The sequence below is a fragment of the Nitriliruptor alkaliphilus DSM 45188 genome (genome assembly GCF_000969705.1).
Classification (GTDB): Bacteria; Actinomycetota; Nitriliruptoria; order Nitriliruptorales; family Nitriliruptoraceae; genus Nitriliruptor; species Nitriliruptor alkaliphilus.
The window spans coordinates 3,621,662-3,646,822 of record NZ_KQ033901.1 but is presented as its reverse complement, the minus strand read 5'-3'; the positions used below and the strand labels follow the sequence as shown (position 1 = coordinate 3,646,822).

The window sequence follows — 25,161 nt, the reverse complement described above, 5'->3', positions numbered from 1 at the left end:
GCTGGCCTCTCGAGGTCGGGGACGGGCCCTAGGAGCCTAACGGTCGGCATCCCGATCGGTGCGGTTCCACACTGCCAGGTACATGCCATCGGTGTCGTCGCGGTCGGGCAGGAGCTGGACGCGTTCGCCCGGCTCCAGGTCCGGCCGCTGCTGGTCCAACCATGCGGCGATCTCGGTGGTCTCGGCCGCCGTCCACGTGCACACGCTGTAGACCAGGCGCCCGCCCGGTGCCACCCGGTCGGCAGCTGCCAGGACGAGGCTGCGCTGGAGCGACGCGAGGTCGGTGACGTCGGTCGGTGTGCGCCGCCACCGCACCTCCGGGCGACGCCGCCCCGTGCCGAGGCCCGTGCACGGTGCGTCGAGCAGCACGACGTCGAAGCGGGCGTCGTCGGGGACGGGTGGGACGGCCGCGTCGCCGACCCGCACGTCCACGGCGACACCCTGACGGTGCGCCGCCGAACGCACCATCTCGGCCCGGTGCGGGTGGAGCTCGACGGCCACGACGGGCGGGCCGGCCGGACCGACGCCGGCGGCGAGGTAGGTCGTCTTGCCGCCCGGGCCGGCGCACAGGTCCAGGACGCGGTCGCCCGGCGCGACATCGGCCGCCAGCACGACCCGCTGCGATGCCTCGTCCTGCGGGACCGCGCGCCCCTCGATGAAGGCGCCGAGGCGGCGGGGGTCGGCGCCGGGGGCCCGGATCGAGGCCGGCGTGGCACCGGCGGTCGCCGTGACACCGGCCGCCGTGAGCTCGGCGAGCAGCGCGTCCCGGTCGCCCGTCGCGCGGAGGGTCAGACCAGGGGGTGCATCGTCGGCCAGCAGGATGGCCTCGGCGCGCTCGTCCCCGAACCGGTCGACCAGCTCGCGGACGATCCACACCGGGTGCGCCGTGGTCAGCGCGAGGTGGGCGACCGGGTCGGTCGCCCGATCCGGCCACGGCAGCTGGTCGCGCTGGCGGTCGAGCGCCCGCAGGACGCCGTTGACGAACCCACCCGCTCCCTGCGCCCGGCCGGAGGGCACCGACTCGCGGGCCAGGGCGACGCTGGTGGCCACGGCCGCGTGTGACGGCACCTCGGTCCGCAGCAGCTGCAGGGCGCCGAGGCGCAGCACCCGACGCAGCGGCGCCTCGACCCGGTCGGGTGGTCGGGTGAGCACGTGCCCGAGCGCCCAGTCCAGGGTCCCCTCGAAACGGAGGGTGTCGTAGGCGAGGTGGCTCGCCAGGCTGCGGTCGCGCGCCTGCTCGAGGTCCGTGACGGCGGCCGGTACCGCGGTGTTCGACCAGGCGCCGTCTTCCTCGACCGCTCGGAGGGCGGCCAGGGCGGCACGGCGCGCCGGCAGGCCGGCCGGCTCGGGCGGCGCCTGACGGCGCCGGGACGGGTCGCTCATCCGAGGCGTTCACCCAGCTCGGGCCGCTGCCCGTTGACGAACGCCGCGCCGTCGACCCGGCCCTTGCCCTCCGGCTGGACGGCGAGCAGCTCGACCGCACCGTCCGCGCAGGCTACGACGGCCGCCCGCTTGCCGACCGCCACGACCTCCCCCGGCGTGGCCGCGGCCACGACCGGCGGGTCGGCACCGTCCTGGACCGGGTCGACCGGACGCACCGACCAGATCTTCAGGCGCTTGCCGCGGAACGTCGTGTGGGCCCCGGGTGCCGGGTCCGCGCTGCGGACCAGGTCGGTGATGATCACGGCCGACGCCGACCAGTCGATGACCGCGTTCTCGGGGGTGATCTTCGGGGCGAGGGTGGCGCCCTCCTCGGGCTGCGGGACGGGCTGCTGCCCGTCGACGAGACGTCGCAACGCGTCGAGCAGGACGGGGGCGCCGACGTCGGCGAGGCGGGCGAGCAGGCTGCCGGAGGTGTCGTCACGAGCGATCTGCACCTCCTCGGTGGCCAGCACCGCACCGGTGTCCATCCCCTCGTCGAGGACGAAACAGGTCACACCCGTGACGCGGTCACCGGCACGGATGGCGTGCTGGACGGGGGCCGCGCCACGCCAGCGCGGCAACAGCGAGAAGTGCAGGTTGACGAACCCGCGCCCCCCGGCGTCCAGGACACGTCGGGGCAGCAGCGCCCCGTAGGCCACGATGGCGCAGGCGTCGACGTCGAGGGCGGCCAGGTCGTCGACCACCTCGATGGGCTTGACGGGCTGCCAGACGGGCAGCCCGTGGGCCTCGGCAGCGACCTTGACCGGTGGCGGGACCGGCTGCTTGGAACGCCCCTTCGGACGATCCGGGTTGGTGATGACCGCGACGATCTCGACGTCGTCCGCCGCGACGAGCGCCTCCAGGGCAGGGACGGCGACCTCCGGGGTCCCGAGGAAGACGATGCGCACGTCAGCGGCTCCCGAGTCGCTTCGGCTGGGTGCTGCCGAGCAGCAGCCCGCCGGCGACCGGAGGTGGCGTCTCGCCCTGCTCGGCCAGCCGCTGTTCGCGCATGACCTTCATGGCCGCCTTCCGGTCGTGCTCGGCCAGGTGGTCGATGAACAGGATCCCGTTGAGGTGGTCCATCTCGTGCAGGAAGACCCGCGCGAGGAAGCCCTCGAGCTGCACGGTGTGATCGTCGCCGGTGAGGTCCTGGTGCGAGACCTCGATGCGCAGGGGACGGTCGACGGGGTAGAACAGTCCCGGGAACGACAGGCAGCCCTCGTCGCCCTCCTGCAGCTCCTCCGACGCATCGAGCAGCACGGGGTTGACCACCGCCCCGCCGACGATCTCCGCCTCCTCCTCACCGACGTCGAGCTCCCAGGTGAACAACCGCTTGAGGATCCCGACCTGGTTGGCGGCCAGCCCCACCCCCTCCTTGGCACGCATCGTCTCGAGCATGTCGTTGGCGAGGGTGACCAGCGAACCGTCGAAGTCCTCGACCTCGTGGGCACGCTGCCGCAGCACCGGATCGCCGAAGATCCGGACCTCCATGGTCGCCACGTCGGGCCTCGCTTCGTTCGGGGACGGCGCGACAGCGTACGCGGCTGCCGGACCGCGGTCCCCGCACGGTCCGGGCGATCAGGCGTCGACGGGATCGACGTCGAGGCGGTGGCCGACGCCGGCCTTGCTCCAGGTCTCGCGCAGGGGCCGGAGGGCGGCCAGCGTCGCCGCGCGGTCGTCGGTCTTGAGCAGGAAGGACACCTCGCCGTCGAGCGGCAGCGGGCCGAGGACGTCGGTGCCCGCCGGCAGGTGGGCGGCCACCTGCGCGGCCAGCGCCGGATCGTCGGAGGTGACCGCGAGGCGGATCGCGACGGCGACCGGTGGGAACCGCAGTTCGGCCCGGGTCGCCACCTCGGTGCGCCAGAAGGCACCCGGATCCCACCGCACCAGCGCATCGATGGCGTGGTGCTCTGGCTCGCGCGACTGGACCACGACCTCGCCGCCCGCCGGCAGCACCGCGCGCGTGCGGGGATGGGCTGCCCAGCTCGCGACCTGGACCGCCAGCCGGAGGGTGTCCTCGGCCGCGTCGAGGGTGGGTCGCCGCAGGGCCCCGTCGAGGTCGGCCAGCACCACCGCGCCCACCGGCCCGGGTGGGGTGTCCAGCACCGAGCCACGGGTGGTCACGAGCACCGCCGGTGGCGGCGGCGCCTCCTGCGCGTACCCCTCCAGCACCGCGACCGGGACGTCGGTGGCCCGAGCCAGTTCGCGGCCGAGCCACGCGGCGCCGGCCGCCAGCGGCACCGGGCGACGTTCACCGCAGGACGGGCACGCCGGCAGGCGGGGTGCCTGCCAGCCGCACCCCTCGCACAGCACCGCACCGCGCTGGCCGAGGACCAGCGACGAGGCACAGGTGGGGCAGACGGTGCGGTCCCCGCACCGTCCGCAGACCAACGCCCGCCCCTCCCCGCGACGTGCGGCCAGCACGACCCCGTAGGTCCCGGCTCGTGTCGCTCGCCGCAGGGCGCCGGTGGCCTCGGCGGCCAACCGGGTCCGCGCCCGACCGTCCTCGGGCACGAGGGTGACCTTCGGACGGGCAGCCCGTTCCGCGTCCCGGGACGGCACCACGGGCTGGACGCGGCGCTCACGCAGGAGCCGCCACGCGGGAGCGGACGGCACGGTCCCCACCAGCAGCCCGACGCCACCGGCGCGTCTGGCGCGTTCGAGGACCACCTCGCGCGCGTGGTGACGCGGGCTGCGACGTTCCTTGAGGGCCGGGTTGGCCTCGTCGAGGACGACGGCCAGACCGAGCCGTTCGAGCGGCCACAGGCTCGCGCCGCGGAGGCCCACCACCACGCGGGCCCGACCTGTCCGCGCCTCCAGCCACCGGCGGTAGAGACCCCGTTCCTTGTGGTCGCCGCGCAGGTCGACGGCGAGGTCGCCCGCGGCCGCGACGACACCGGCCGCAGCCGGGGACGAGGGGTCGGGGACGACCACGAGCACGTCGCGGTCCCCGGCGAGGCACAGCTGCGTCAGCTCACCGATCCGGGCGGCGAGGTCCTCTCCCGGCAGGGGCCGCCACAGGAACGAGCCCGCTCCCCCCGCGACCGCGGTGCGCAGCTCCCGGCCCGCGGCGCCGTACCCGGTCCACGCGGCCTCGAGCAACGTGGCGTCGGGCGCAGGATCGCAGCTCGGCCGCCGTCCGGTACCCGGCGGGTACCAGCCCGCCTCCGCGGCGGCGCGCTCGACGGCGATGACCCGCTTGGGGAGGGCGTGCCGGAGCACGTCGGCCAGCGGCGCCCCCGTGCGATCGGCCAGCCAACGCAGGCAGCCGAGCTCGTCCGGGCGGACCCAGGCGTGCTCGCCGAGGACACGACGGACCGGCCGCAGACGCGACGGTTCGACCTCGGTCTCGGTGGTGACCTCGACCACGAGCCCGCGGGTGCGCCGCCCCGCGAACAGCACCTCGACCCGCGATCCCACCGCCACGTGGTGCTCGGGTGGCACCAGGTAGTCGAACGGGCGGTCGAGGTGGAGGGGTTCGACCTCGACGTGCACGCGGGCGATGACGGGAGACGCGCTGGTCGGCCCGCCGGCGGTCTCCGCAGCGCCGGATCGCCCCGGACGGGGCGCGCCCGCGGCCGGGGCCGCGGGCGCATCCTCGTCGATCACCGGCGGTTCAGGCTCCCACGGCGCTGCGGAGCGCGTCGGCCCGGTCGGTGCGCTCCCAGGTGAACCGGTCACCCTCGCGCCCGAAGTGGCCGTAGGCGGCGGTCTCCTGGTAGCCGGGGCGCTTGAGGTCGAGCTCCTTGATGATCGCGGCCGGACGCAGGTCGAAGACGTCCTCGACGGCCTTCAGGATCACGTCGGGGTCGACGGTCTCGGTCCCGAACGTCTCGAGCGCGAGGCTGACCGGGTGGGAGACCCCGATGGCGTACGCGACCTGCAGCTCGGCGCGCTTGGCCAGACCGGCGGCCACGATGTTCTTGGCCACCCAGCGCGTGGCGTACGCCGCCGACCGATCGACCTTCGACGGGTCCTTGCCCGAGAACGCCCCGCCACCGTGACGAGCCATCCCGCCGTAGGTGTCCACGATGACCTTGCGGCCCGTCAGCCCCGCGTCGGCGACCGGTCCGCCGACCTCGAAGTGCCCGGTCGGGTTGACGTAGATGCGCAGACCGTCGGTGTCCACGTCCTCCGGCAACAGCGGCCGGATGACGTGCTCCTCGATGTCGGGGCGCAGGAGGGTCTCGAGGTCGATCTCGCCCCGGTGCTGGGTCGAGATCACGACGGCCGTGACAGCCTTCGGCACACCGTCCTCGTAGGCGACGGTGACCTGGGTCTTGCCATCGGGCCGCAGGTAGCCGACCTCGCCCGAACGCCGGACGGCGCTGAGCCGTTCGGCCATCCGGTGGGCGAGGTGGATCGGCAGCGGCATCAGCTGCGGCGTCTCGTCGCTGGCGTACCCGAACATCATCCCCTGGTCGCCAGCGCCCTGGAGGTCGTAGGGGTCGGCGTCCTGCCCCTGCCGCGACTCGTAGGCGGTGTCCACACCCTGGGCGATGTCTGGCGACTGCTCGTCGATGGCGACCGAGACCCCGCAGGTCCGACCGTCGAACCCGACGTCCGCCGAGTCGTACCCGATGCGCAGGATCGTCTCGCGTACGTGCTTGGGGATGTCGACGTAGGTCGAGGTCGTGATCTCACCGGCGACCATCACCTGGCCGGTGGTCACGAGGGTCTCGCACGCCACGCGGCCCTCGGGATCCTCGGTGAGGATCGCGTCGAGGATGCCGTCCGAGATCTGGTCGGCCATCTTGTCGGGGTGTCCCTCGGTGACGGACTCCGACGTGAACAGGGTGCGGCGGGGCACAGCGGCCTCCTGAGTGGTCTGACGAGGTCGAACGGATGGGGCAGGGCGCGGCGGCCCGAGAGCCTAGCGACCCCGGTGGGTGGCACCCGGGTGGGGCCGGGGGTTCGGTGCGAACCCGGATCGCGCTGGGGTCAGTCGCCCAGCCCCGCCACGACCCGGTCGAGGATCCGGTCGGCGACCTCACGCTTGGCTGCCAGGGCGACCTCGACGCGGGACCCGTCGGCTCCGAGGATGACGACGTGGTTGGTGTCGGTGGCGAAGCCGGCATCGCTGCGCGAGACGTCGTTGACCACGAGCAGGTCGGCCCCCTTGCGCTTGAGCTTGTCCCACCCCCGCTGCTCGGGGTCGTCGGTCTCGGCCGCGAACCCGACCAGCAGGGGCCGCTCGCCTGGCCCGGAGCGCGCGGCGCCGAGCTCGGCCAGGACGTCCGGGTTGCGCGTCAGTTCGACCACCGGGACGCCGTCGGCCTTCTTGAGCTTGGAAGCAGCGACGGTGGCGGGTCGGAAGTCGGCGACCGCCGCAGCCTTGACGACCACGTCGGCGCGGTCGACCAGCCCGAGGACCGCGTCACGCAGCTCGAGCGCCGTCGTCACATCGTGGCGGGTCACCCCGTCCGGGGTCGGCAGGCCGGCGTTGGCCGCCACCAGGTGGACGCTCGCCCCCCGACGCGCGGCGGCGTCGGCGATGGCGAACCCCATCTTCCCCGTGGACCGGTTGCCGAGGTAGCGCACGGGATCGATGGGTTCGCGGGTCCCACCGGCGGTCACCACGACCGTCCGTCCCTGCAGGTCGCGGTCGGGCGCAGCGCTGGCGAGCGCCGCCCGGACCGCAGCGATCGCGTCCTCGGGCTCGACCACCCGACCGGCGCCGACGTCACCACCCATGAGGATGCCCGAGGCCGGGCCGATCACGTGCACGCCGCGGCCGGTCAGCGTCGCGACGTTGGCGGCCGTGGCCGCGTGCTGCCACATCTCGGTGTGCATCGCCGGCGCGACCACCAGCGGGCACGTGGCCGCCAGCAGGGTCGTGGTCAGCAGGTCGTCGGCCAGACCACCGGCCAGCTTGGCGATGGTGTGCGCCGTCGCCGGGTAGATCAGCGCGACGTCAGCGGCACGGCCGAGCGCGACGTGGCTCTCGCCCGGGATGTCCTCCCACACGTCGCTGCGGACGCGGCGCCCGGTCAGTCCCTCGAGCGTCGCCGCGCCGATGAACCGTTCGGCACCACGCGTGAGGACCGGGTCGACGGTGGCGCCGGCGTGGACCAGCAGCCGCGCGACGAGCGCGGCCTTGTACGCGGCGATACCGCCGGTGACCCCGAGCAGGACACGGACACCGGCCAGGTCACCCACGACGGTCAGGCGCCGAGGTCGTCGTCCCCGCCGATGAAGCCGAGCGGGTCCTCGCTGCCCTCACCCTCGGCCGGTTCGACGCCCTCGATCTTGGCCTGCGCGATCTCCTCCAGGGCGATCGAGAGCGGCTTGTTGGACGGCACCGACACCAGCGGCGGCACGTGGGTCCCGAGACCCTCGCCGAGCTGGGCGTAGTAGCCGTTGATCTCGCGGGCACGCTGCGCTGCGAGGTGCACCAGGTGGAACTTGCTGTCCACCTTGTCCATCAGGTCGTCGATGCGGGCGATGACCGGTCCTTCCGGGTGTCCGCCGCAGGTGCGAGCGCGGCGGGAGAGCTGGTCGTGGGAGCACGGGGACGCGCCGGGACGCGCGCGTCGGTCGCGCGCAACGGTACCGGTGCGGCGAGGTGACGTCAGCCAGCGACCGCTGCACGACCACGGCCGCGGCGGCGACGGGCCCCGGGACCGGACCTCCGAGGTGCAGCGGCGGCGGCCGCTACCGTTCCGCACCGGCCGGGCCACGGGAGCCCGAGGACGCGAGGGGCACCCGGTGGACACGCTGTTCGGCGCCTTCCCCTTCGTGTTCGTCCTCCTCTTCGGGGGCCTGGCGATCGCCGCCACCTACTGGCAGTACCACCGCAAGAAGCTCCTGCGCGAGGGCGCGCACCGCCTGGCCGCCCGCGACGGGCTCCAGCTCACCGAGACCCCCGGCGGCCTCAGCCGGGAGCAGTACGCCGGACGTTTCGATGCGACCCCTCGTGGCGATCGCAGGAACGGCCTGCGTTACGGGGTCCAGGGACCGACCACCGTCGAGCTCGGCGGCCACCCGGTCCGCATCGAGGTCGCCTGCTTCGAGTGGTGGCACGAGGTCCGTCACCAGAACCAGAAGGGCAGCAACTACTCCACGACGACCACCACCGTGGCCGTGGCCCGGCTCCCGGTCGCCGTCCCCGGTCGGGTGACGATCAAGCCCGAGGGCATCCTCGGTCGCATCGGGCTCCGCCGCAGCGATCAACAGGTCGAGTCCGAGGAGTTCAACCGCCGCTTCAACGTCAGCGGCTCGGACCCCCGGTTCACCTTGAAGCTGCTGGATGCCTCGATGCAGCACCGGCTGCTCACGTCCGCGACCGGCCGCACCATCCACCTCGAACGGGACCTGCTGGTCCTCGGCGGGTCACCCAGCCACCGGGACGCGTCCCTGCCAGGGGTCATCGGCGAGCTGCCAGCCGTCGCCCAGGACATCATCGGGCTGCTGCGCACCGTGCCGGCGCAGGTCTGGCGGACGGCGTCGCCGGTCTCCGGCCCCGGAGGCCCGGCGTGACCGGCGGCTGGCTGATCGCGACGCTCACCGTCGGGCTCCCCCTGCTGTGGCTGGTGTTCTCCTACAACCGTTTCGTCGCCCAACGCACCAGCATCGACGCGTCGTGGGCCGGCATCGACGTCGAGCTCCAGCGCCGCCACGATCTGGTCCCCCGCCTGGTCGAGACGGCCGCCGGGTACGCCCGCCACGAGCGGCGCACCTTCGACGCGGTGACCGCGGCGCGGGCCCGCGCCGTGGCCGCGCAGGCCATCCCCGACCAGGCCCGCGCCGAGGACCAGCTCACCGAGGGGCTCACCGGTCTGCTGGCGCTGAGCGAGTCGTACCCGGCGCTCCAGGCCGATGCGGTCTTCCGGGACCTGCAGCGCCAGCTGATCGAGACCGAGGACCGCATCGCGGCGTCGCGGCGCCTGTACAACCTCGAGATCGCCGCCTACGAACGCCGTCGCGGTTCGGTCCCCTCCAACCTCGTGGCCGCCGTCTTCGAGTTCGAGCCTCGGCCCTCCTTCGAGGTGCTGGACGCCGCCGCTCGGCACGCCCAGCAGGTCCGGCTCTGATCATCCGGTGTCGGTCAGAAGGTCACGTCGTCGGTGGCGGCACGACGGGCCACGTCGATCGCGGTGAGCACCTCGTCCACGCAGTCGTCCAGCCGATCGTTGACCACCTCGAGGTCGAACGCGGTGGCGCCGGCGATCTCCTCGCGGGCGACCTCCAGACGCCAGCCGATCACCTCGTCGTCCTCGGTACCGCGGCCCCGCAGCCGTCGCTCGAGCTCCTCCATGCTCGGTGGGTGGAGGAAGATCAGCAGCGCGTCGGGGTCGGCGGCCTTCACCTGCAGGGCGCCCTGGACCTCGATGTCGAGGAGGACGACGCCACCGCCCCGCACGGCGTCCGCGGCCGGATCGCGCGGCGTGCCGTAGAGGTTGCCCGCGTACTCGGCCCACTCCAGCAGCCGACCGTCGTCCACCATGCGCCGGAACGTCGCGACGTCGACGAAGTGGTAGTCCACCCCGTCGACCTCCCCCGGACGTGGGGCCCGAGTCGTGGCCGACACCGACCGGACAGCGTCGGGCAGGCGGCGACGGAGCTCGGCGTGGACGGTCCCCTTGCCCACCCCCGACGGGCCAGCGACCACCACCAGGAGGCCGGTGTGGTCGTCGGTCACCTGCGATCCTCGAAGGTGGCCAGGAGCGCCTCGCGTTGCCGGGGGCCGAGACCGCGCAGCCGCCGGGACGGGGCGATGTCGAGCTCCTCCATCAGCCGGCGGGCCTTGACCGGCCCGAAGGCGGGCATCGCCTCGAGCACGTCGGCGACCTTCATCTTCGCCAGCGCCTCGGCCGAGCGCGACCGATCGATGACGTCGCGCAGCGAGACCTCACCGGCCTTGAGCATCTGCTTGAGCTCCGCCCGGATGCGGCGGGCTTCGGCCGCCTTCGCGAGCGCAGCACGTCGCTGTTCCGGGTCGAGCTCGGGCAGGGCCATCGACGGGACGCTTTCGGCGCGGGACGTGCGGAGGCCAGAACCCTAGTCGCCGCGACCGCCCGGTAGCGTCCGATCCCCATCCCGTCAGGAGCCGGTCGTGACGTTCGACGCCCATCTGGTCCTCGGCGTGGACCTCGATGCCGTCTGCGCCGACTACGAGAGCGCCTTCCGCGCCTCCGTGGCCCGTCGGACCGGCCGCGACCCCGCCGAGCTGCGACCCCAGACCGTGATGGACGCCTACTCCGAGTGGGGCATGAGCTTCCCCGAGTTCGAGGATGCCCACCGCCGCGCCGTCCTCGAGGACCGCATCTTCCGCGAGATGGAGCCCCTGCCCGGCGTGTCCGAGGCGCTGTGGCAGCTGTCGGACGAGGGGGTCTGGATCCGCATCATCACCCACCGTCTGATCTTCAACGGGGCGCATGAGGTCAGCGCGGCGGACACCGCCTGGTGGCTCGACCACCACCGCATCCCGTACCGGGACCTGTGCTTCATCGGCGACAAACCCGACGTCGGCGCCGACGTCTACATCGACGACTCGCCCCGCAACATCGCCGGGCTGCGCGCCGCCGGACGGACCGCGATCGTGTTCGACCAGCCCTACAACCGCGACCTCGCCGGCCCCCGGGTCGGCTCGTGGTCCGAGATCACCGCGTTCGTGCTCGGCCTGCTCGAGGGCCGCCGCGCCCAGCTCCCCCTGCCGTTGGAGGACCGCCCGTGACCGTCCCGGCCGACCCCGCCCTCGTCGACCTCCTCGTGCGTGCGGACGTGCTCAGCTTCGGGGACTTCGTCACCAAGTCGGGCCGGCCGACGCCCTACTTCGCCAACTTCGGCAACGTGCGCACCGGAGCGCACATCGCGGAGCTCGGTCGCCTCTACGCCGATCGGATCGTGGCGGTCTTCGGCGACGGCGTCGACGTGGTCTTCGGCCCCGCGTACAAGGGCATCCCGTTGGCGGTCACGACCGCCGCCGCCCTGGCCGAGCACCACGGGCGGGACGTGGGGTTCGCCTTCGACCGCAAGGAGGTCAAGGACCACGGCGAGGGTGGAGCGCTCGTCGGTCACCAGCTGCGCGACGGGGACCGCGTGGTGATCGTCGAGGACGTCACCACCGCCGGGACCTCCGTGCGCGAGACCATCCCGAAGCTGCGGGCCGTCGCGGACGTCGCGGTCGTCGGTCTGGTGATCGGGCTCGATCGCCAGGAGCGGGGCCCGTCCGGCGACGCCTCGGCGCTCGACGGGCTGGCCGCCGAGTTCGGGCTGACCGGGACCTCGCTGGCGACCATCGAACAGGTCGTCGACCTGCTGGTCGACCGCGAGGTGGACGGCCGCGTCGTGCTGACCGCCGCACACGCCGACCGGATCGGGCGACACCTCGCCGAGCACGGCCCCCGCTGACACCGACCGACCCTGCGCCGGCCGCAACCGGTAGCACCGGCACGCCCCCACGCGCGTCCGTGCAACCGGTGGCGACAGCACGCCTCCGCACGCGTCCGTGCAACCGGTAGCAAGCGCCCAACCTGCCGCGTGTCCCTGCAACCGGTAGCACCGGCACGCCCCCACGCGCGTCCGTGCAACCGGTAGCCGACTACGGTCCGGTCACGTCGGCGACGGAGGACCGGTGGTGGAGGCGCAGGAGCTGTACGCACAGGTCGACGAGCACCTCGAAGGGCTGTTCGGGCCACCGGATGCGGATCTCGAGGCCGCGTCCCGGCGGGCCGTCGACGCCGGTCTGCCGAGCATCAGCGTGTCCCCTGCGATCGGCCGGTTCCTGCAGGTCGTCGCGTTGTCGTGCGGTGCACGGCGCATCCTCGAGGTGGGGACGCTCGCCGGGTACAGCACCATCTGGCTCGCACGTGCCCTCCCGGCCGACGGCGAGCTCGTGACGCTGGAGTACGACCCGACCCACGCCGAGGTGGCACGCCAGAACCTCGCCGCCGCCGGGCTGGCCGAGCAGGTCGAGGTCCGGGTCGGTGCCGCGATCGACACGCTGCGCGAACTCACCGAGGAGGGTGGCGAGCCGTTCGACCTGGTCTTCATCGATGCCGACAAGGCCCCGTACGCCGAGTACCTGGAAGCCTCGCTCCAGCTGGCGCACCCCGGCACCGTCATCGTCGCCGACAACGTGGTGCGTCAGGGCGCCGTCGCCCTCGGCTCGTCCGACGATCCATCCGTGACCGGCGTCCAACGCTTCGCCGAGCTGGCCGCGAGCGACCCCCGCGTCACCGCGTCCTTCGTCCAGACCGTCGGCGCCAAGGGCCACGACGGGCTGGCGGTCCTCGTCGTCCGGTGACCTGAACCAGCCTGCCGGTTGCTGGGCTCCAGCCCAGAAGTCGGTGCACCGACCCGCGCGCACCGTTGCCTTCCGACCGTTTCCTGGGCATCAGCCCAGGAAACGGTCGGGACGCCGAGGTCAGGGGGTGGGGAGCTCGGCCGCGATGGCCCTCGCGGCAGCGACGGGATCGTCGGCCCGGGTGATGGGGCGTCCGATCACGAGGAGGTCGGCGCCGTCAGCGACCGCACCGGCTGGGGTGGCGACCCGGGCCTGATCGTCCGCCGACGCACCGACGGGCCGCACCCCCGGGGTGACGAGCCGCACGTCCGGACCGACCGCAGCGCGGACGGCGCGCAGGTCGGGGGGCGCGCAGACGAGGCCCGGGGCACCCGCCTCGACCGCCACGCGGGCGAGGTTCGGGACCTGCTCGGCGGCACCGGGCTGGCCCACGGCCGCGAGGTCGTCCTCGCGCATCGAGGTCAGCACCGTCACCGCCAGCACCTCGCCCTGGCCGCCAAGACCGCGGACGGCACCCTCGATCATGGCGGGCCCACCGGACGCGTGGACGGTCAGCAGCCCCACGCCGAGGTCCGCCACCCGGGCGGCGGCGCGTTCGACCGTCGTCGGGATGTCGTGGAGCTTGAGGTCGAGGAACACCGGTGCGTGATCGGCGACCGCACGGACCGCATCGGGTCCGTGCGCGGCGAACAGTTCGAGGCCGACCTTGAGCCAGCCGACCTCGCCGGCGAGCGCCGCAGCCAGATCCGAAGCCTCCTCCAGGGTCGGCACGTCGAGGGCGACCACGATCCGCTCCCCCGGGCCCCCTGCCGCCGGGCCGCTCACCACGCCACCATCTGGCCACGGAGCTCGGACAGCGACGCGATCCCGCGTTGCGCGAGCCACCGGCGCAGTTCGCCGGTCACGGTGTGGTGCACGAAGGGGTCGACGAACGTGGCCGTCCCGATCTGCACGGCGGACGCGCCGGCTCGGACGAACTCGACGACGTCGGTGGCCGTCCGCGCTCCCCCGCAGCCAACGATGGGGACGGTCGGCATCGCGGTGTGGACCTGGTGCACGTTGCGCAGTGCCACCGGTTTGATCGCCGGACCGGACAGGCCGCCGTAGGTGTTGGACAGCTCGGGCCGGCCGGACTCGGCGTCGATCGCCATCCCGAGGAGGGTGTTGATCAGCGTCAGGCCGTCGGCGCCGGCGTCCACCACCGCGGCCGCGATCGCCACGATGTCGGTCACGTCGGAGGTCAGCTTGGCCAGGACCGGCACGTCGGCCTCGCGCTTGACGGCCTGCACGACCTCGGCCGCCTGCCGCGGATCGGTGGCGAAGACCAGGCCCCGGTGCTCGACGTTCGGGCACGACAGGTTGACCTCGATGGCAACCACGCCACCGGCCCGGCGCAACTTGCGCGTCACGTCGCGGAACTCCTCGACGCTCTTGCCGGCCACCGACACCACGGTCGGCACGCCGCGCGACTGCAGGTAGGGCAGGTCACGAGCGAGCCACGCGTCGATGCCGGGGTTCTGCAGACCGATGGCGTTGAGCATCCCGGATGCCGTCTCGGCCATCCTCGGCGTCGGCAGCCCCTCGCGGGGCTCGAGCGTCACCGACTTGACCACCACGGCGCCGAGCTCGGTGATGTCGTAGAACCGATCGATCTCGGCACCCGACGCGAAACAGCCCGATGCCGACAGCACCGGCGAGGCGAGCTGCAGCCGGCCGACGTCCACCGCGAGGTCGACCTCGGCCTCCGGGATGGCGCCCTCGACGACGACCTCCGCCGCCGCGACCGGATCGACCTTCCTGACATCGGAACTCATACCGATCCTTCCGAGACCGCTCGCAGCCCCTCAGAAGCCCACAAGGGGCCGCTCGATGGCACCCCGAGCACGAGGTGACAACCGCCGCTCATACATCCCCCCACAGGTCGGCGTCGGTCAGGCGCTCCTCGGGCTCGTCCTCTTCGGGCTCCTCGTCGAGGACGGCCGGGCCGCTGGCGAACCGGCTCTCGTCCCAGGCGACCTTGGCGCCGTTGAAGACCGGTCCGTCGATGCAGGACCGCTTCATCCGGACCGCGTCGTCCTTGCCGCGGATCGGCAGGACGCAGGTGAAGCACACCCCGACGCCGCACGCCATGCGCTCCTCGACGGCGACCTGGACGGGCAGCTCGAGCTCGACGCAACGTTCGCTGACGGCGCGCAACATGGGGTTCGGGCCGCAGGCGTAGACCACGCCCGTCCCGCACCGGGTCACGACCTCCTCGAGGACGTCGGTCACCCGGCCACGTTCGCCGTACGAGCCGTCCTCGGTGGTGAAGGTGACCGAGGCCGACGCGCGCTTGGCCTCGATGACGTCGAGCAGGCGGTCCTTGCTGGCTGCGCCGACGATGAGGTCGACCCGGAGTCCCTCGCGCACGAGCCGGTCCGCGAGGAAGAACAGCGGCGCGGTGCCGTAGCCACCACCGACGAGCAGGCACGACACCTTGCGCTTGGGCAGCGGGAAGGAGCTGCCGAGCGGACCGACGACGTCGAGCACGTCGTGCGACTCGACGTCGGTGAGCCACTCGGTGCCGGGACCGTGCGCGTCGAACACCACGTCGACCGTCCCCGCGAACGGTCCCTGCTTGGACACCCGAGCGATCGAGAACGGCCGGCGGAGCAGCGAGCCGCCGGCATCCACGGCGATGTCGACGAACTGGCCAGGTTCGGCACGTTCGGCGATCTCCGGGGCCGAGATGGACAGCAGCCAGTAGGCACCCTGGCGGCGTCGGGCCAGCACCTCGCAGGTGGCCTTCACGGGCGCACCCGGGTCGCTGCGCCCGAGGACCTGTCCGGCTCTGAGCTTGCTCATCCTCGCACCTCCGCGAACGCGGCCTGGTGCTCCTGCAGCGACCGGACCTGGAGCGGTCCGCGACGGACCGCCTCGACGCCCTGGATCGCCGCCAGGATCCCGGCCAGCGTGGTGATGCACGGTACGCCGGAGGTGACCGCGGCCTGGCGGATCTCGTAGCCGTCGCCGCGGGCACCCGACCCGAACGGGGTGTTGAGCACCAGCCCGACGGCGCCGGACTCGATGAGCTCGATGATGCTGCGGTCCCCGTGGGAGACCTTGCCGACGACCGCGGCTTCGATGCCCGCACGCTCGAGCAGGTCGGCGGTCCCCTCGGTGGCGACCAGCTCGAAGCCGAGGTCGACCAGGCGCTTGGCGGGGAACACGATGGCGCGCTTGTCGCGGTTGGCGACCGAGACGAACACGCGTCCCTCCGTCGGCAGGATCATCGATCCGGTCCCGGCCTGCGACTTGGCGAACGCGGCACCGAAGTCCCGGTCGATCCCCATGACCTCACCGGTGGACCGCATCTCGGGGCCCAGGAGCGCGTCGACGCCCGGGAACCGGTCGAAGGGCAGGACCGCCTCCTTGACCGCGATGTGCGCCGGTCGTGGACCGTCGACCGCGTCCAGCTTCGGCAGGAGGCCCGCGCCCTTCAGCTCGGCGATGGTGGCCCCCGCCATGACGCGGGCGGCGACCTTCGCGAGCGCGACTCCGGTCGCCTTCGAGGTGAACGGGACGGTGCGCGACGCCCGAGGGTTGGCCTCGATGCAGAAGATCTGGTCGTCCTTGAGCGCGAACTGGACGTTGAGCAGTCCGCGGACCTCCAGGCCGCGGGCGATCCCGTCGGTCACCCGCCCGATCTCGGCGATCTGTCCCCGGGACAGGGTCAGGGGCGGCAGCGTGCAGGCGGAGTCCCCCGAGTGGACCCCCGCCTCCTCGATGTGTTCGAGGACGCCACCGACGAAGGTCTCGTGCCCGTCGAAGACCGCGTCGACGTCGACCTCGATGGCGCCGTCGAGGAACCGGTCCACCAGGATCGGCTGATCGGGGGCGGCGCTGACCGCTTCGGCGAGGTAACGCTCGAGCCCGACCTGGTCGTCGACGATCCGCATGGCACGACCGCCGAGCACGTACGACGGACGGACGAGCACCGGGTACCCGATGCGGGTGGCGGTGTCGGCAGCCTCGTCGGCGGACCGGGCGATCCCCCCGGGCGGCATGGCGACGCCGAGCTCGTCCATCAGCGCGCCGAAACGGCCCCGGTCCTCGGCGGCGTCGATGGCATCCGGTGACGTCCCCCAGATCGGCACGCCGGCGTTCTCGAGGGCGTGGGCGAGCTTGAGGGGGGTCTGACCACCCATCTGCACCAACACACCGACGGGCCGCTCGCGGCGACACACCTCGAGGACGTCCTCGAGCGTCAGCGGTTCGAAGTACAACCGGTCGGCGGTGTCGTAGTCGGTGGACACCGTCTCGGGGTTGCAGTTGATCATGATGGTCTCGTACCCGGCGTCCTTCAGGGCGAAGACCGCGTGCACGCAGCAGTAGTCGAACTCGACCCCCTGCCCGATGCGGTTCGGGCCGGAGCCGAGGACGATGACCTTCTCGCGGTCCGAGGGTTCGACCTCGTCCTCGTCCTCGTAGGTCGAGTAGTGGTAGGGGGTGAACGCCTCGAACTCGGCCGCACAGGTGTCGACGGTCTTGAACACCGGGTGGAGCCCCAGTTCGGACCGGCGGGTGCGGACCGCCGTCTCGGTCGTGCGCAGCACCTCGGCGAGGTGAGCGTCGGAGAACCCGTCGGCCTTGGCCGCGCGCAGCACCTCGTCGGGGACGGTCTCGAGGTGCTCGTAGCTGCGCAGCTCACGACGTCGTTCGACCAGCTGCAGCATCTGGTCGGTGAACCACGGGTCGAAGCTGGTCAGCTCGCTGACCCGGTCGGTGCCCCACCCGCGGGTGAGCGCCTCGGCGACGGCGCGGATGCGCGTGGCGGTGGGGCGGGTGAGCTTCTCGGTCAGCGCGGCCTCGTCGAGGTCGAGCGGCTGACCGCAGCCGAAGCCGAGCGTGCCGTCCTCGAGGCTGCGCAGCGCCTTGTTGAACGCCTCCTTGAAGGTGCGGCCCATGGCCATCACTTCACCGACCGACTTCATCTTGGTAGTCAGGGTGTCGTCGGTCGCGGCGAACTTCTCGAAGGCGAACCGTGGGACCTTGACGACCACGTAGTCGATCGACGGCTCGAAGGCAGCCTTCGTCTCGCGCGTGATGTCGTTGGCGATCTCGTCGAGGGTGTAGCCGATCGCCAGCTTGGCGGCGATCTTGGCGATGGGGAACCCGGTGGCCTTGGACGCCAGCGCGGAGGAGCGGGACACCCGTGGGTTCATCTCGATGACCAGCTGGCGACCGGTCGCCGGATCGACGGCGAACTGCACGTTCGAGCCGCCGGTCTCCACCCCGATACGGCGCAGGACGGCGAACGCGGCGTCGCGCATGCGCTGGTACTCGGGGTCCGAGAGGGTCATCGCCGGTGCGATGGTGATCGAGTCCCCGGTGTGGACACCCATGGCGTCGAGGTTCTCGATCGAGCAGATGATCACGCAGTTGTCGGCGCGGTCGCGCATGACCTCGAGCTCGTACTCCTTCCAGCCGAGCACCGATTCCTCGACCAGCACCTCGTGGACCGGCGACTCGTACAGGCCCTGCCGGATCATGGTGCGCAGCTGGTCCTCGTCGTAGGCGATCCCACCACCCTTGCCGCCGAGGGTGAACGAGGGCCGCAGCACCACCGGGTAGCCGTACTCGGCCGCCGCCTCGAAGGCCTGGGACTCCTCCTTGGCGTAGGTCGACCGGGGGGATTCGAGTCCGATCTCGTCCATGGCCTCCTTGAACCGCTGACGGTCCTCGGCGGTCTGGATGGCCTCGAGGTCCGCGCCGAGGACCTCGACGTCGAACTCCTCGAGGACGCCCGCGGCCGTCAGCTCGACGGCGAGGTTGAGCGCGGTCTGACCGCCGAGGGTGGCGAGCAGCGCGTCCGGCCGCTCCTTCTCGATCACCGCGCGGACGGCGGGGACCGTCAGCGGTTCGACGTAGGTGGCGTCCGCGAACGCGGGGTCGGTCATGATGGTGGCAGGGTTGGAGTTGACGAGGACGACCCGCAGGCCCTCCTCGCGCAGCACCTTGCACGCCTGCGTGCCGGAGTAGTCGAACTCGGAGGCCTGGCCGATGACGATCGGGCCCGAGCCGAGGACCAGGACGGAGGTGAGGTCGTCGCGACGTGGCATCAGTTGGCTCCCCGGATCAGCTGCGCGAACCGTTCGAACAGGTAGCGCGCGTCGCTCGGTCCCGGCGCTGCCTCCGGGTGGTACTGGACGCTGAAGGCACGCACGTCGTGCGCCGTGAGCCCCTCGACCACGTCGTCGTTGAGGTTGACGTGGCTGACCTCGACCGTCCCGAGACCCGCGGTCTCGAAGGTGTACTCGTCGGTCTGCTCGCCGAGCGAGGACGCCTGGACCGCGAACCCGTGGTTGTGCGAGGTGATCTCGACCAGGCCGTCGGAGCGCCGCAGCACCGGCTGGTTCACCCCGCGGTGGCCGAAGGTGAGCTTGTAGGTGTCGGCGCCGAAGGCGTGACCGAGCAGCTGCGATCCGAGGCAGATACCGAACACCGGCACCTGGCCGAGGAGCCCCGCCGTGGTCGCGATGCCCTGGGTGACCGCCGACGGGTCACCGGGGCCGTTGGAGAGGAACACGCCGTCGGGTTCGAGCGCCAGCACGTCGTCCGGCGTCGCGGAGGCCGGCAGGACGTGCACCTCGGCGCCGTGCTCGGCCAGCCCGCGGACGATCGAGCGCTTCATCCCGAAGTCGAGCGCGACCACCCGGTGGACGGTCTCGCCCGCCGCCGGGACGACGTAGGACTCGCTGGTGGTGGCCTCCGAGGCGAGATCGGCACCGACCATGGAGGGCGACGCCAGCGCCCGTTCGACCAGCGCGTCGACGTCGAGGATCTCGGTCGACAGGGCCGCGCGCATGGCGCCTCGATCACGCAGGTGACGGGTCAGCCGGCGGGTGTCGACCCCCTCGATGCCGACGACGTCCGCGTCGCGGAGCGCATCGGTGAGCGACCCCTGCGACCGCCACGAGGAGGGTCGCCTCGCGGCCTCGCGGACCACGAAGCCGGCGACCTGGATGGCGTCGGACTCCATGTCGTCCGGGTTCATCCCGTAGTTGCCGACGTGAGGCGCGGTCATGGCGACGATCTGGCGGCGGTAGGAGGGGTCGGACAGGACCTCCTGGTAGCCCGCCATACCGGTGTTGAACACCGCCTCGCCGGTCACGGTGCCGGTCGCGCCGAAGCCACGACCGCGCAGGTGGGTGCCGTCCTCGAGGACGAGGAGCGCGTCCTTGCTCATGCGATCTCCATCGGGGCGCCCGCCGTCACGGCGCCGTCGCGCAGGGTGAAGCGGCCACGCAGCAGGGTGTGCACCGGTCGGCCGGTGAGGGTGCGGGCCACGAAGGGCGAGTTGCGGCTGCGGCTGTGCAGCGCCAACGGGTCGACCTGCCAGGTCGCCTCGGGGTCGAGGACGGTCAGGTGCGCGGCCGCGCCGACGGTGATGCCGACGCCGTGGTCACCGACGTCGCGCACCGACGCGGGGCCCGTGGTCATCCGTGCGATCGCCGTCAGCGGGTCGAGCAGGCCGGTGGCCACCAGTTCGGTGTGGACGACGGCGAACGCGGTCTCGAGCCCGAGCATCCCGCAGGGGGCGTGCTCCCACTCCTGGTCCTTCTTCTCGGGGCTGTGCGGCGCATGGTCGGTGGCCACCGCGTCGATGGTCCCGTCGATCAGCCCGGTGCGCAGTGCCTCGACGTCGGCGCGGGTGCGCAGGGGCGGGTTGACCTTGTAGACCGGGTCGTAGGAGCGGATCTGCTCGTCCTCGAGCACGAGGTGGTGCGGGGTCACCTCGGCGGTGACCCGCACCCCACGGGCCTTGGCGGCACGGATCAGTTCGACCGAGCCGGCGGTGGACACGTGCGGCACGTGGAGGCGGGCGCCGACGCCCTCGGCCAGGATCAGGTCGCGGGCGATCATCACCTCCTCGGCCTCGTGCGGCCAGCCGGGGAGTCCGAGGACCGAGGACACCGCGCCCTCGTTCATCTGGGCGTCCTCGGTCAGGTCCGGGTCCTGCGCGTGGTTGCAGATCACCGCGTCGATGTGCGTGGCGTACTGCAGCGCCCGCCGCATCACGAGGCTGTCGCCCACCGGCAGGCCGTCGTCGGAGAAGCAGTCGACGCGGGCGGCGGACCGGTGCAGCTCGAGCTGCTCGGTGAGCTCGCTGCCCTTCATGCCCTTGGTGATCGAACCGACCGGGAACACGTCGGCGAGGCCCACCTCGCGGCCCCGGCGCCAGACCAGCTCGGCGACGGCGGCCGAGTCGGTGACCGGGTCGGTGTTGGCCATCGGGCACACCGCGGTGAACCCGCCGGCAGCCGCAGCGGCCGTCCCGGTCCCGACGTCCTCGGCGTCCTCGAAGCCGGGTTCGCGGAGGTGCACGTGGAGGTCGACGAAGCCGGGCGTGACCCAGCTGCCGGCGACATCGAGCGTCTCGGCGCCGGTGGTGTCGACGTCGGTGCCGACCTCGACGATGATGCCGTCACGGACCACGACGTCCAGGCGGGCGTCGGTCCCGGAGGCGGGGTCGAGGACCCGGCCACCGCGGAGCGCGATGGTCGTCACGAGGAGGCTCCTTCGCTCCGGCCGGCCAGCAGCAGGTAGAGGCAGGCCATCCGCACGGCGATGCCGTTGGTGACCTGCTCGGTGATGACGGCCTGGTCGGCGTCGGCGACGTCGGCGCTGATCTCGACCCCGCGGTTCATCGGGCCGGGGTGCAGGACGATGGCGTCGGGCTTGAGGAGCGTCAGCCGCCTGGCGTCGAGGCCCCACTCGGCCGCGTACTCGCGCGTCGTCGGGAAGAAGGCGCGGTGCATGCGTTCGCGCTGGACCCGGAGGAGTTCGACGGCGTCGACCTCGGGCAGGACCGCGTCGAGGTCGCGGGCGACGTGCACGCCCCAGTCCGCGACCGACGGTGGCAGCAACGTCGGAGGAGCCACGAGGGTGACCTCCATCCCCGACAGCTTGGCCGCCTGGATGAGGCTGCGGGCGACCCGACTGTGGAGGACGTCGCCGACCACGGCGAGGTGGCGACCATCCAGGGAGCCGAGGTGCTGACGCATCGTGAACACGTCGAGCAGCGCCTGGGTCGGGTGTTGGTGCCACCCGTCGCCGGCGTTGAGGACGGGCACGTCGAGGTAGCTGGCGAGCTGCACCGGCGCGCCGGAGGAGCCGCTGCGGATCACCACCGCGTCGACCCCCATGGCCGCCAGGGTCAGGGCGGTGTCCTTGAACGATTCGCCCTTGCTGACCGAGCTGCCCTTGCCGGAGAAGTTGATGACCTCGGCCGACAGCCGCTTGGCCGCGATGTCGAAGCTGATGCGGGTGCGGGTCGAGTCCTCGAGGAAGAAGTTGCACACGACCATGCCGCGCAGGGTCGGTGCCGACTTCACGCGGCGTTCGGCGATCGGCAGCAGCTGCTGGGCGGTGTCGAGCAGGTTGGTGAGCTGGTCGCGGTCGAGGTCCTCGATCGAGATCAGGTGGCGCAGCGGCGCGCCGGTGGACGCCGGCACGGTCGTGGTCGCGACGTCGGTCATCAGGCGGCCCCTTCGGTCACGACGGCGTCCTCACCATCGACCTCGGTGAGACGGACGCGGATGTGCTGGCCGTAGGCGGTCGGCAGGTTCTTGCCCACGTGGTCGGCCCGGATCGGCAGCTCGCGGTGGCCCCGGTCGACGAGGACGACGAGGCGGACCGCTTCGGGACGGCCGAGCTCGAGGACGGCGTCGAGGGCGGCACGGATGGTGCGGCCGGTGTGCAGCACGTCGTCGACGAGCACGACGGTCCGGCCGTCCACCGAGACGGGAACGCTGGTCTCGCCGAGGGGGAGCGGCCCACGATGGCCGAGGTCGTCGCGGTACAGGGTCACGTCGAGCTTGCCGACGGGGACCTGCTCACCCTCGATCTCGGCGATCAACGCCGCGAGGCGCTCGGCGAGCGGCACGCCACGGGTCTGGATGCCGAGCAGGACGAGGCGTTCGGCACCGACCTCACGTTCGACCAGCTCGTGGGCGAGACGGCGCAGGACCCGGGCGACGTCAGCGGCGTCGAGGAGGTTCGTCACGCGGCACCCGCTCCCCCGTGGCTCCCGGGGGGAGCGACGGCTCGGCCGGAGGCCGGGGCGGTGTCTGGAGGCAGGACGAGACGTTGCACGTGTTGCTCCTTCCCGGCCTCACAGGACCGGTCGTTAAAGGAGGCCGGCGGGGTCACCGCCGGGGCGTCCGGGTGCTGTCGGAGGCCGTCGGCGACCGTAGCAGCAGCGGCCGCTCAGGTTCGAACGTCGGGCGCGCCCGCCCTACGCTGCGGCGGGAGCCGACGAGACCGACGAGGGCGCAGGGTGGTGCATTCGGCGTTCCTCGTGGCCATCCTCGTGCTGGTCGTCCTCACCGTCATCGCCGCCGCCCTGGCGACCCTGGGCGAGCGGTGGGCGCAGACCCGGGGACTGGCGCTCGCTCGCCGGCGGCTGGCGGATCAGCTCGGCACCGACGCGGTGACCCTGGATGCGCCCGACCGTCCGCTCCTGATCGCGCTGCTCCGCGGGACACGGGTCGACCTCCGGGCCGACGACCTCCCCGTCGGCGACGGGGCGATGCTCCGGTCGCTCGAGGCGACCATCCACGACGTCCGCGCCGAGGTCCGGGGCCGGGTCGTGACCACCGGGCTCGGCACCTTCGTGGCACGCATCGAGGAACGCGAGCTGGGCGCGCTCGTGCGGCTGCCCGGCGTGGTCTCCCGCCTCGAGCTCGGACCGACGGGCCTGCGGGTCTGGACCGTGCTCGGGATCGCCGTCGAAGCCGACGTCCTGGTCCACGACGGCGCGCTGCGCGTCATCCCCGACCCGGGCCAGGTCGCCACGCTGCTCCAGCTGCCGGGCGTCGGGGCGTTCCGCCGGGCCGTCGAGGGAGCCGGGCTGCGACTCGAGCTGCCACCGTTGCCGTTCGACGCGATCGTCGAGACGCTGACCTTCCGTACCGGCGAGGTCCTGGCGACCGGTCGGCTGGCCCCGCAGCGCCTGCCGCTGCGGTGAGGTCGCTGGAGCGTCAGGCGAAGCGGATCGCGGCCAGCGCCAGACCCGCGAGCGTCAGCAGCACCCCGGTCAGGCTGAAGAACAAGGTGCGGGTCTGTTGGTTCAGCTCGGACCGGAGGCCACCGAGCTCACGGTGCAGGCTCGCCTCGAAGCGGGACGTGAGACGGGCCTCGAGCGCATCGAGGTCGCGTCGGGTGGCGACATCGGCCCACCCCACCGGAGGCAAGAGTCCCATCAGCGTCGTCGTCACATCGGGGCCGAGCACCTCGTCGAGCCGCGAGTGCAGCTCGTGCCGTGCTCGCTCGTCGACCGCCATCGTGCCTCATCTCCCCCGGGTGCGCTCGGTCCAGGCTGCCAGGTGATCGGCGACCGGTCGAGGTCCGTCACCACCGGGCTGTGGACGGTGACCGCCGATCGGCAGGGTCAGGGGCGGCAGCGGCGGAGGTAGGCCTCCTCGTCCCAGCGGTCCAGCCACCGGTCCGCCGCCGCTCGTCCGTCGGCGACCAGCTCGGTCCGCTGCGCCCGCGTGAGGTCGAACTCGAGCGCGCCCACGTCCGCGGTGTCCACGAAGACGGTCCGCTCCACGATGCACGGGTCCTCGAGGACCTGGTGGTCGCCCGCGACCACCGCGGTCGTGACCACGGCGCGGAGGTAGCCGATGGGCCCGCTCACCCGGGCGACGGGTGACGGGGCGTCGGGCCGCGCCGACAGCTTGACGCCGATGGTCGGCCAGCGCGGTCGCCGACCGTCGGTGCGGTCGAAGACGTCGACCGGGTAGTTCGAGGTGAGGCCGCCGTCGACCAGCACCGCCTCGCGGCCCCGAGCGCCGACGCGGACGGGCGCGTCCGCGGCCAGGTGCAGCCGGACGGGTTCGAACACGACCGGGATCGCGGCCGACGCGGCCACGGCATCGACGACCCGGAACCGGGCCGGATCGATCCCGTAGTCGGGCAGTTCCCACGGCAGCAGCACCCGCCGGCCACGGCTGACGTCGGAGACGGCGAGGACGAGACGGCTGCTCGACGCGCGCCCGCCGGCGGCGGCCAGCGGCGAGCCGCCCGTGTCGGGGTCGTCCAGGGCGAGGTCACCGAAGGTCTCGACCCCGAGATCGGCGAGCTGCTCGGCCAGCCACGCCTTCAGCGGTCGGTGGTCGCGCTGGCCCCGTCCGAGCACGGCAGCGAGCCCGCGCCCCGGCGGTCCGAGCCACCGCAGCCGGGTCTCGGGCACCAGCTCGGCGAGTGCGGTGTCCGTGGCCAGGCGTGCCAGCCGGTCCCCCGGCAGCCCGGCGGCAACCAGCGCCGCGACGATCGCCCCCGCGGACGTGCCGGCCACCCGTTGCACCTCGACCCCCCGGTCGAGCAGACCCGCGACGGCACCGGCGAGCGCGACGCCCTTCGCACCACCGCCCTCGAGCACCACGTCCGCACGCACGCCGCGTCACCTCCCGTCGATCAACCCTGACGCTAGAGGGCGGCTGCGA

25 protein-coding genes are annotated in these 25,161 nt (G+C 72.8%); 6 read left to right on the top strand and 19 right to left on the bottom strand.

Features of this window, described 5'->3' with window-relative positions; all coding sequences use genetic code 11:
- Positions 1-36 precede the first annotated feature (36 nt).
- From NITAL_RS16855 to rpoZ, 7 genes are all read right to left on the bottom strand, one after another.
- Complete coding sequence (locus tag NITAL_RS16855) at positions 37-1,383, bottom strand: transcription antitermination factor NusB (protein ID WP_052667373.1); 1,347 nt, start codon at positions 1,381-1,383, stop codon at positions 37-39.
- Positions 1,380-2,330, bottom strand: a complete 951-nt coding sequence (gene fmt / locus NITAL_RS16850) for a methionyl-tRNA formyltransferase (protein WP_052667372.1) — start codon at positions 2,328-2,330, stop codon at positions 1,380-1,382. Before fmt ends, NITAL_RS16855 begins: the two co-directional genes overlap by 4 nt.
- A 1-nt stretch (position 2,331) precedes the next feature.
- Positions 2,332-2,913, bottom strand: a complete 582-nt coding sequence (gene def, locus NITAL_RS16845) for a peptide deformylase (RefSeq protein WP_083442221.1) — start codon at positions 2,911-2,913, stop codon at positions 2,332-2,334.
- An 87-nt stretch (positions 2,914-3,000) separates the two neighbouring features.
- Positions 3,001-5,031, bottom strand: a complete 2,031-nt coding sequence (locus tag NITAL_RS16840) for a primosomal protein N' family DNA-binding protein (protein WP_157041906.1) — start codon at positions 5,029-5,031, stop codon at positions 3,001-3,003.
- 7 nt (positions 5,032-5,038) lie between these two features.
- Positions 5,039-6,232, bottom strand: coding sequence for a methionine adenosyltransferase (metK, locus tag NITAL_RS16835; RefSeq protein WP_211262467.1), 1,194 nt, complete (start codon positions 6,230-6,232; stop codon positions 5,039-5,041).
- A 131-nt stretch (positions 6,233-6,363) separates the two neighbouring features.
- Positions 6,364-7,581 (bottom strand): bifunctional phosphopantothenoylcysteine decarboxylase/phosphopantothenate--cysteine ligase CoaBC, encoded by a 1,218-nt coding sequence (gene coaBC, locus NITAL_RS16830; protein ID WP_211262466.1) that lies wholly within the window; start codon positions 7,579-7,581, stop codon positions 6,364-6,366.
- A 5-nt stretch (positions 7,582-7,586) separates the two neighbouring features.
- Positions 7,587-7,859, bottom strand: a complete 273-nt coding sequence (gene rpoZ / locus NITAL_RS16825; RefSeq protein ID WP_281175604.1) for a DNA-directed RNA polymerase subunit omega — start codon at positions 7,857-7,859, stop codon at positions 7,587-7,589.
- Positions 7,860-8,130: 271 nt separating this feature from the next.
- On the opposite strand from rpoZ, the gene NITAL_RS28140 reads away from it, so the two are divergent.
- Both NITAL_RS28140 and NITAL_RS28135 read left to right on the top strand, forming a co-directional pair.
- On the top strand, positions 8,131-8,901 hold the full coding sequence (locus tag NITAL_RS28140) for a hypothetical protein (protein WP_169786877.1): 771 nt from the start codon (positions 8,131-8,133) through the stop codon (positions 8,899-8,901).
- Complete coding sequence (locus tag NITAL_RS28135) at positions 8,898-9,455, top strand: LemA family protein (RefSeq protein WP_052667367.1); 558 nt, start codon at positions 8,898-8,900, stop codon at positions 9,453-9,455. Before NITAL_RS28140 ends, NITAL_RS28135 begins: the two co-directional genes overlap by 4 nt.
- Before the next feature lie 14 nt (positions 9,456-9,469).
- Here NITAL_RS28135 and gmk read toward each other — a convergent pair whose 3' ends face one another.
- Complete coding sequence (gmk, locus tag NITAL_RS16810; RefSeq protein ID WP_052667366.1) at positions 9,470-10,063, bottom strand: guanylate kinase; 594 nt, start codon at positions 10,061-10,063, stop codon at positions 9,470-9,472.
- Entirely contained in the window at positions 10,060-10,380 is a 321-nt protein-coding gene (gene mihF, locus NITAL_RS16805; protein ID WP_052667365.1) for an integration host factor, actinobacterial type, read from the bottom strand. Before mihF ends, gmk begins: the two co-directional genes overlap by 4 nt.
- A gap of 97 nt (positions 10,381-10,477) precedes the next feature.
- On the opposite strand from mihF, the gene NITAL_RS16800 reads away from it, so the two are divergent.
- The 3 genes from NITAL_RS16800 to NITAL_RS16790 all read left to right on the top strand — a co-directional run bounded on the left by NITAL_RS16800 (position 10,478) and on the right by NITAL_RS16790 (position 12,670).
- Positions 10,478-11,098, top strand: a complete 621-nt coding sequence (locus tag NITAL_RS16800; protein ID WP_052667364.1) for a 5' nucleotidase, NT5C type — start codon at positions 10,478-10,480, stop codon at positions 11,096-11,098.
- The gene (pyrE, locus tag NITAL_RS16795) at positions 11,095-11,775 is read left to right on the top strand and encodes an orotate phosphoribosyltransferase (RefSeq protein ID WP_052667363.1); all 681 of its coding nucleotides are present in this window, start codon (positions 11,095-11,097) and stop codon (positions 11,773-11,775) included. The genes NITAL_RS16800 and pyrE overlap by 4 nt, the downstream gene beginning before the upstream one ends.
- A 226-nt stretch (positions 11,776-12,001) precedes the next feature.
- The gene (locus tag NITAL_RS16790; protein ID WP_052667362.1) at positions 12,002-12,670 is read left to right on the top strand and encodes an O-methyltransferase; all 669 of its coding nucleotides are present in this window, start codon (positions 12,002-12,004) and stop codon (positions 12,668-12,670) included.
- Between the two features lie 120 nt (positions 12,671-12,790).
- On the opposite strand, the gene pyrF is transcribed toward NITAL_RS16790, so the two are convergent.
- The 8 genes from pyrF to pyrR all read right to left on the bottom strand — a co-directional run bounded on the left by pyrF (position 12,791) and on the right by pyrR (position 22,718).
- Positions 12,791-13,495 carry an orotidine-5'-phosphate decarboxylase gene (gene pyrF, locus NITAL_RS16785; protein WP_052667361.1) on the bottom strand — a complete coding sequence of 235 codons (705 nt, stop codon included), beginning with the start codon at positions 13,493-13,495 and terminating at the stop codon, positions 12,791-12,793.
- Positions 13,492-14,484, bottom strand: a complete 993-nt coding sequence (locus NITAL_RS16780) for a dihydroorotate dehydrogenase (protein WP_083441678.1) — start codon at positions 14,482-14,484, stop codon at positions 13,492-13,494. Before NITAL_RS16780 ends, pyrF begins: the two co-directional genes overlap by 4 nt.
- Positions 14,485-14,572: 88 nt before the next feature.
- A complete protein-coding gene (locus tag NITAL_RS16775; protein ID WP_052667360.1) occupies positions 14,573-15,514 on the bottom strand; it encodes a dihydroorotate dehydrogenase electron transfer subunit in 942 nt (313 codons plus the stop codon).
- Complete coding sequence (gene carB, locus NITAL_RS16770; RefSeq protein WP_052667359.1) at positions 15,511-18,771, bottom strand: carbamoyl-phosphate synthase large subunit; 3,261 nt, start codon at positions 18,769-18,771, stop codon at positions 15,511-15,513. The genes NITAL_RS16775 and carB overlap by 4 nt, the downstream gene beginning before the upstream one ends.
- Positions 18,771-19,898, bottom strand: coding sequence for a glutamine-hydrolyzing carbamoyl-phosphate synthase small subunit (gene carA, locus NITAL_RS16765; RefSeq protein WP_052667358.1), 1,128 nt, complete (start codon positions 19,896-19,898; stop codon positions 18,771-18,773). The genes carB and carA overlap by 1 nt, the downstream gene beginning before the upstream one ends.
- Positions 19,895-21,220: a dihydroorotase gene (locus NITAL_RS16760; RefSeq protein WP_052667357.1), complete on the bottom strand. Its 1,326-nt coding sequence runs from the start codon at positions 21,218-21,220 to the stop codon at positions 19,895-19,897. The genes carA and NITAL_RS16760 overlap by 4 nt, the downstream gene beginning before the upstream one ends.
- A complete protein-coding gene (locus NITAL_RS16755; RefSeq protein WP_052667356.1) occupies positions 21,217-22,191 on the bottom strand; it encodes an aspartate carbamoyltransferase catalytic subunit in 975 nt (324 codons plus the stop codon). The genes NITAL_RS16760 and NITAL_RS16755 overlap by 4 nt, the downstream gene beginning before the upstream one ends.
- Positions 22,191-22,718: a bifunctional pyr operon transcriptional regulator/uracil phosphoribosyltransferase PyrR gene (gene pyrR, locus NITAL_RS16750; protein WP_052667355.1), complete on the bottom strand. Its 528-nt coding sequence runs from the start codon at positions 22,716-22,718 to the stop codon at positions 22,191-22,193. Before pyrR ends, NITAL_RS16755 begins: the two co-directional genes overlap by 1 nt.
- A 273-nt stretch (positions 22,719-22,991) precedes the next feature.
- Between pyrR and NITAL_RS16745 the strand changes: the two genes are divergently transcribed.
- Positions 22,992-23,681, top strand: a complete 690-nt coding sequence (locus NITAL_RS16745; RefSeq protein WP_052667354.1) for a hypothetical protein — start codon at positions 22,992-22,994, stop codon at positions 23,679-23,681.
- 13 nt (positions 23,682-23,694) lie between these two features.
- Here NITAL_RS16745 and NITAL_RS16740 read toward each other — a convergent pair whose 3' ends face one another.
- Together NITAL_RS16740 and NITAL_RS16735 are read right to left on the bottom strand one after the other, a co-directional pair.
- Positions 23,695-23,997, bottom strand: coding sequence for a hypothetical protein (locus NITAL_RS16740; RefSeq protein WP_052667353.1), 303 nt, complete (start codon positions 23,995-23,997; stop codon positions 23,695-23,697).
- 107 nt (positions 23,998-24,104) lie between these two features.
- The gene (locus NITAL_RS16735; RefSeq protein WP_052667352.1) at positions 24,105-25,112 is read right to left on the bottom strand and encodes a patatin-like phospholipase family protein; all 1,008 of its coding nucleotides are present in this window, start codon (positions 25,110-25,112) and stop codon (positions 24,105-24,107) included.
- Positions 25,113-25,161 lie beyond the last annotated feature (49 nt).

Coding starts and splice junctions, on each gene's coding strand:
- mihF (WP_052667365.1), bottom strand. CDS start 10,380: ATGGCCCTGCCCGAGCTCGACCCGGAACAGCGACGTGCTGCGCTCGCG.
- NITAL_RS16740 (WP_052667353.1), bottom strand. CDS start 23,997: ATGGCGGTCGACGAGCGAGCACGGCACGAGCTGCACTCGCGGCTCGAC.
- carA (WP_052667358.1), bottom strand. CDS start 19,898: ATGAGCAAGGACGCGCTCCTCGTCCTCGAGGACGGCACCCACCTGCGC.
- NITAL_RS16855 (WP_052667373.1), bottom strand. CDS start 1,383: ATGAGCGACCCGTCCCGGCGCCGTCAGGCGCCGCCCGAGCCGGCCGGC.
- NITAL_RS16780 (WP_083441678.1), bottom strand. CDS start 14,484: ATGAGTTCCGATGTCAGGAAGGTCGATCCGGTCGCGGCGGCGGAGGTC.
- NITAL_RS16775 (WP_052667360.1), bottom strand. CDS start 15,514: ATGAGCAAGCTCAGAGCCGGACAGGTCCTCGGGCGCAGCGACCCGGGT.
- def (WP_083442221.1), bottom strand. CDS start 2,913: ATGGAGGTCCGGATCTTCGGCGATCCGGTGCTGCGGCAGCGTGCCCAC.
- NITAL_RS16755 (WP_052667356.1), bottom strand. CDS start 22,191: ATGACCGACGTCGCGACCACGACCGTGCCGGCGTCCACCGGCGCGCCG.
- carB (WP_052667359.1), bottom strand. CDS start 18,771: ATGCCACGTCGCGACGACCTCACCTCCGTCCTGGTCCTCGGCTCGGGC.